The organism is Pseudomonas sp. RIT357, from assembly GCF_000632245.1.
GTDB lineage: Bacteria > Pseudomonadota > Gammaproteobacteria > Pseudomonadales > Pseudomonadaceae > Aquipseudomonas > Aquipseudomonas sivasensis.
Genome location: NZ_JFYX01000022.1, coordinates 48,362 through 54,654, shown reverse-complemented (window position 1 = coordinate 54,654; position 6,293 = coordinate 48,362). Strand labels below are relative to the sequence as shown.

Genomic DNA, 6,293 nt, shown 5'->3' with positions numbered 1-6,293 from the left:
AACGCGTTCAGACCTGCCTGCGATTGATATCCCGCTGATGCAACCGCCGATTCATGGGGACGTGGAGAAGGCCGACGGAGGCATAGGCGTCTCCCATAAGATGCGCCCTCTGGTTGTACACCTTGACCGACCCGCCAATACGCCCGAGGGCACCTCTTTCGAATTGTTTTGGGGCCTTGGTAGTCCGGCGGCCTACAACATGATTCGCGAGGGCGACGAACATCTGACCCGCATTCCCTTCATCGTGCCCCACGACGCCATTCAAGAGTCCTGGGCCGACCCGGTGTACGTTCAGGTTGTCCGCGGGAATGGCCAGCATTCGCAAACCAGCCCTTTGCGTTTACGGGTCAATCTGCAGCACCCAGGCGGGGAGGACCTGAACCCGGAGGAGGGTAATCAGAACCTGGTGTATGAATTGCCGGAAGACGTAAGACTCGGCGGCGTCAGCGCAGAGCGAGCCAAACAGGGCGTTGAGGTAATCGTTAGACATTGGCTGAACATGGCGCCTTATGACGTACTGATCCTGGTCTGGGGTTCGGTAGTGATCGAGCGCCTGATCCAGCCTGACGAAGTGGGGCGGGATATCACCTGCCTCATAGATCATGACGCCATCAACGATGCGGGGGACAGCGAGCTGCTGCCTGTTGCGTTTCAGGTCCGTGGGCCGACCGGTAATACCCCGGACCCCTGGGCGCTGTGGTCAGCAACAAGTCTGGTTCCGGTGTACCTGGAAAACGACCGACTGGATGCACCCTGGGTTCAGTTCCCTGAGACTGAACGAGAAATCGATCTCGAAGCACTGAGCGGCCGCGACGTAGAAATAGGTCTGACAGTCAGGGCCGCTGATGCCAGGTTCTATACCCATATCTTCCTGTATTGGGACGCCAAAAATGACCAGGGAGAGCCTGTCTCCCATTTTGAAGACCGGCTTCTGTCAGGCGCCAAGGCTTATTATTTCACCATTGATAACGACGTGGTCCGTGCCACCGCCAAGGGCAGTGCTGTCGTGTATTACGTGTTGATAGGTGCTGGCTTACCCGACAAACGCTCGCACAACCGTTACCTCACGATCATCGGCGAGGTAATCAGGTGGCCGGCGCCTACCGTGGATCAGGCCGTGAAAGGTTATTTGGACCCGAGTTTGCCGGTGGTGACCATCCGCTTTCCGGCCCAGCTCAGCTGGGGCAGTACCGACAGGCTGCAAGTGACAATCCTGGCTGGCGATGCCGACGGCACTGTCGACTACATCGCAGGTCGGTTAGTGGGGCAGATTCCACCTGATGGACAGATGACTTTTGACGTGGCTGGCGCCGAGCTCAACCGATTTGACGGGAGGTTGATCGAAATTTTCTACAGCGTCAGCCGAGGAAACGAATGGCCAAGGGAATCCCAGCGCGAGGTATATCAAGTGGGAGAGCTCACGCGCGATATGCCCGCGCCCCAGGTGACAAAGGCCCAGGGTGGCCAACTGAATCCAGACGATGTTGTCGATGGCGCTGACGTCAAGGCGCCGTTTGCAGAGACCAAAGCAGGCGACTGGGTAACGCTCTATTGGTACAGCCTGGTGTCTGCGCCACCGCTACGCATGCAAGTGGGAGTGGACGGGCAGGTGGTGGACTTCCAGGTGTTGTATGGGTACATCGAGCCCAACCTGAATGAGTGGGTCTCGACGTTTTACACCTTGGAGCGAAGCGGGCAATCCAAGCGCTACTCCCAAGTCACCGACCTGCTGATCGGTCGTGGGGTGGGTGAGTTGTTTGTACCGGATTTACGTGAGGCGAGCATCACCGGGCCTGCAACTGCCACGCTGGCCCCGCTGAATGCCCAGGACGGTGGCGAGTTGGTGGTGAGCTACAACGGCATGCTCGATGGCGACAGTATCAAGGTCATCATGGTCGGAACTGCGGGCGCGGGTTCACCGGATATCGCGGCCAAACCCGGCAATTCGGCGACAGGGAGTGTGTCATTCAGTATTCCCAATACTGCGATTGCCGCGAATATTGGCAATGCCAACAGGACGTTCACGCTTAAATACGACGTGACGCGCGCGGGGGTTATTCACCCGTCGCAGGTGTTGACGGTGACGGTGACGCCGATACCCGACGCTAACTTGCCCAGACCTTTGATCAATGGTGTCGCCCATAACGGGACGCTGGATATCGCCGCGATGACAGCAAATGCTTCTCTCACGATTACACCTTGGCCATTGCAGGTCGCTGGCAAGAAGGTTTGGCTGACTTTCCACTGTGGGGGGGCAAATCCCAACCCCTATAATGTATGGCTGGGATATGCACACCCATCTGGTTCAGGTATCGATCACTTTGTATTGTTAAGCTGGCTCAAAAGTTGCCCGAATGGAAATCAAATATGGGTTGATTTTAAGGTGGCATATGATCCGGATGCGGATGAAGCAGATGCGGTGAGTTTTCCGAGGACGGTTTATACGGTTAAGGCAAAGCGGGAAGATACCGATGAGTTCGATGGCTATAGTGTGGATCGTTGGACTAACTGGCGGACTGGTACCAATTTAAGAGTTCTTCTCGAAAATGGCGAGTACTACTTAACGTCTTATGGTCCTGCCTTTGCGATCACCAAGATGGTTAACCATTTGAAGGCTGGCGGGGTTAGGGTGACGATTAAATATCGGTGTCCAATTGAAAATAATGGTATAAGCTTGCTTGTAGTTGGGGGCAACGTTGAGCATTTTTATCTTCAGAAGAGAAGTAGTTGGACTGTATACGAACTGCCTGTAATACATGGAAATTTCAATTATGAAATTATATTGTCTTTTAGTACTAACCTTGTTCAAATTGCCTCAATAAAAATCATTAACGTGTAGTCTGGGATTTGTGATGCGCTGTATTTGGTCGTGGGTATAAAACCATCCTATCTTCTAAATGTATCGCAAGAGGAATTGGTATGCGATTTGTTCGACATACCGTAGATAATGTATCTGCAGACTACTTTAATGGTGGTGGTTTAAGTCCCGATGTTAGTTGAGAGGCATCCCACGGGGGGGAATCCTGTTCGTCGCAGGCTCCATGTGGAGTTTTTGAAAATTGGACCTGTTACTTCCGGCACTCTATCGGCCGGACTCATCATGCAGCGGGTCGCCGGAAGCAATAGGCTTTATTTTCTTGGCGTGGAACTTAGAAGTTCGATTACGTTTACAGCGACCTGATTGGTAGGTCCTGTAAGGCGCATGACGAAACTGGAGGAGATCATCGTGAGCAAGCATCTTTATCGCCGGCCCAAAACGCGTTCAGACCTGCCTGCGATTGATATCCCGCTGATGCAACCGCCGATTCATGGGGACGTGGAGAAGGCCGACGGAGGCATAGGCGTCTCCCATAAGATGCGCCCTCTGGTTGTACACCTTGACCGACCCGCCAATACGCCCGAGGGCACCTCTTTCGAATTGTTTTGGGGCCTTGGTAGTCCGGCGGCCTACAACATGATTCGCGAGGGCGACGAACATCTGACCCGCATTCCCTTCATCGTGCCCCACGATGCCATTCAAGAGTCCTGGGCCGACCCGGTGTACGTTCAGGTTGTCCGCGGGAATGGCCAGCATTCGCAAACCAGCCCTTTGCGTTTACGGGTCAATCTGCAGCACCCAGGCGGGGAGGACCTGAACCCGGAGGAGGGTAATCAGAACCTGGTGTATGAATTGCCGGAAGACGTAAGACTCGGCGGCGTCAGCGCAGAGCGAGCCAAACAGGGCGTTGAGGTAATCGTTAGACATTGGCTGAACATGGCGCCTTATGACGTACTGATCCTGGTCTGGGGTTCGGTAGTGATCGAGCGCCTGATCCAGCCTGACGAAGTGGGGCGGGATATCACCTGCCTCATAGATCATGACGCCATCAACGATGCGGGGGACAGCGAGCTGCTGCCTGTTGCGTTTCAGGTCCGTGGGCCGACCGGTAATACCCCGGACCCCTGGGCGCTGTGGTCAGCAACAAGTCTTGTTCCGGTGTACCTGGAAAACGACCGCCTGGATGCACCCTGGGTTCATTTCCCTGAGACAGAACGAGAAATCGATCTCGAAGCACTGAGCGGCCGCGACGTAGAAATAGGTCTGACAGTCAGGGCCGCTGATGCCAGGGTCTATACCCATATCTTCCTGTATTGGGACGCCAAAAATGACCAGGGAGAGCCTGTCTCCCATTTTGAAGACCGGCTTCTGTCAGGCGCCAAGGCTTATTATTTCACCATTGATAACGACGTGGTCCGTGCCACCGCCAAGGGCAGTGCTGTCGTGTATTACGTGTTGATAGGTGCTGGCTTACCCGACAAACGCTCGCACAACCGTTACCTCACGATCATCGGCGAGGTAATCAGGTGGCCGGCGCCTACCGTGGATCAGGCCGTAAAAGGTTATTTGGACCCGAGTTTGCCGGTGGTGACCATCCGCTTTCCGGCCCAGCTCAGCTGGGGCAGTACCGACAGGCTGCAAGTGACAATCCTGGCTGGCGATGCCGACGGCACTGTCGACTACATCGCAGGTCGGTTAGTGGGGCAGATTCCACCTGATGGACAGATGACTTTTGACGTGGCTGGCGCCGAGCTCAACCGATTTGACGGGAGGTTGATCGAAATTTTCTACAGCGTCAGCCGAGGAAACGAATGGCCAAGGGAATCCCAGCGCGAGGTATATCAAGTGGGAGAGCTCACGCGCGATATGCCCGCGCCCCAGGTGACAAAGGCCCAGGGTGGCCAACTGAATCCAGATGATGTTGTCGATGGCGCTGACGTCAAGGCGCCGTTTGCAGAGACCAAGGCAGGCGATTGGGTGACGCTCTATTGGTACAGCCTGGTGTCTGCGCCACCGCTACGCATGCAAGTGGGAGTGAACGGGCAGGTGGTGGACTTCCAGGTGTTGTATGGGTACATCGAGCCCAACCTGAATGAGTGGGTCTCGACGTTCTACACCCTGGAGCGCAGCGGGCAATCCAAGCGCTACTCCCAAGTCACCGACCTGCTGATCGGTCGTGGGATTGGAGAATTGTTTGTACCGGATTTACGCCAAGCGAGCATAACCGGGCCTGTAACTGCCACGCTGGCCCCGCTGAATGCCCAGGACGGTGGCGAGTTGGTGGTGAGCTACAACGGCATGCTCGATGGCGACAGTATCAAGGTCATCATGGTCGGAACTGCGGGCGCGGGTTCACCGGATATTGCGGCCAAACCCGGCAATGCGGCGACAGGGAGCGTGTCATTCAGTATTCCCAAGACTGCAATAGCCGCGAATATTGGCAATGCCAACAGGACGCTCACGCTTAAATACGACGTAACGCGCGAGGGCGCGGTGCACTCCTCGCAGGTGTTGACGGTCACGGTGACGCCGATCCCACAAGCCGAGTTGGCAAAAACCGTGATCCAAATGATTGAGGCGAACCAAACTACCAAGGAATTGGATCTATCGAGCGGTACGGCTAATAGGACACTCCGGGTCGGCAACTGGCCGTTCATTGCGACTAATTCTCCTGTTTGGATTGAGTTCAGAGGTTTCAAGAATGGAGGGGAAGCGCACAACCGCAAACACTGGAATGGTGGTGCTTCATATGTCAATGCTACCTGGTTCAGCCAGGGGTGGTGGCAAAGTGGAATAACCTATGCGTCGTACTTGAAAGAGTTAGGACACAACACCAAATTGACGCTGCACTTCAAAGCCGCTTTAGGTCCTGGCATAGCGGAGGCTGACGCCATTATCTTTCCGCAGGTGGAGTACACCATAAGAAAAGCGTCTATGATTCCTGAACACACCCACTTCGACGATCGTCTTGACAATGGATGGGTAGCCTTGGGGAGCACATTAGGAAGTCATGGTTTTGGAGAGGGCTATGGCGGGGGTTATTCTAAAACCCTCGCGTGCAGGCCTGGTCGTTCAGCCTGGTTGGAGAAATCTTATCCAGTCAATTCTTTTGTTCCAGGACGGAACTACTCTCTTAGAGTAAAACTAAAAAGCGACGTAGCTTTTTCAAAAACCGTTGTGCTCAGTGTTTACCATGAAAATGGAGCGCGGCGATCCAGCTCCGGTTCTATTCTTACCACCTGGTCTACTTTTACATTGAGCTTTCAATCATTATCCTCAGGCTCAGGTTCGGCTCGCATTGTTATTGAGGTGTATGCGGATTTATTTGGTACGACGTACTATATTGATGATATTGAGATATTTTAATTTTGAAGGGTAGATCGTGAAAAAAAGGGTGGGTGTAAAAAATACGCCCCGCCCTGAAATATATTCACGATCCTATTTTAAGTTCTGTGTTGTTAAGCAATGTTTTTAA

The 6,293-nt window shown here is 54.1% G+C and carries 2 protein-coding genes; both read left to right on the top strand.

Annotated features, from left to right (window positions below; all coding sequences use genetic code 11):
* The coding region (locus BW43_RS28970; protein WP_177326441.1) for a hypothetical protein at window positions 1-2,839 on the top strand (2,839 nt) is incomplete at its 5' end.
* Window positions 2,840-3,226: 387 nt separating this feature from the next.
* Window positions 3,227-6,184 (top strand): hypothetical protein, encoded by a 2,958-nt coding sequence (locus tag BW43_RS12615; protein WP_155989968.1) that lies wholly within the window; start codon window positions 3,227-3,229, stop codon window positions 6,182-6,184.
* The last annotated feature ends 109 nt before the right edge of the window (window positions 6,185-6,293 follow it).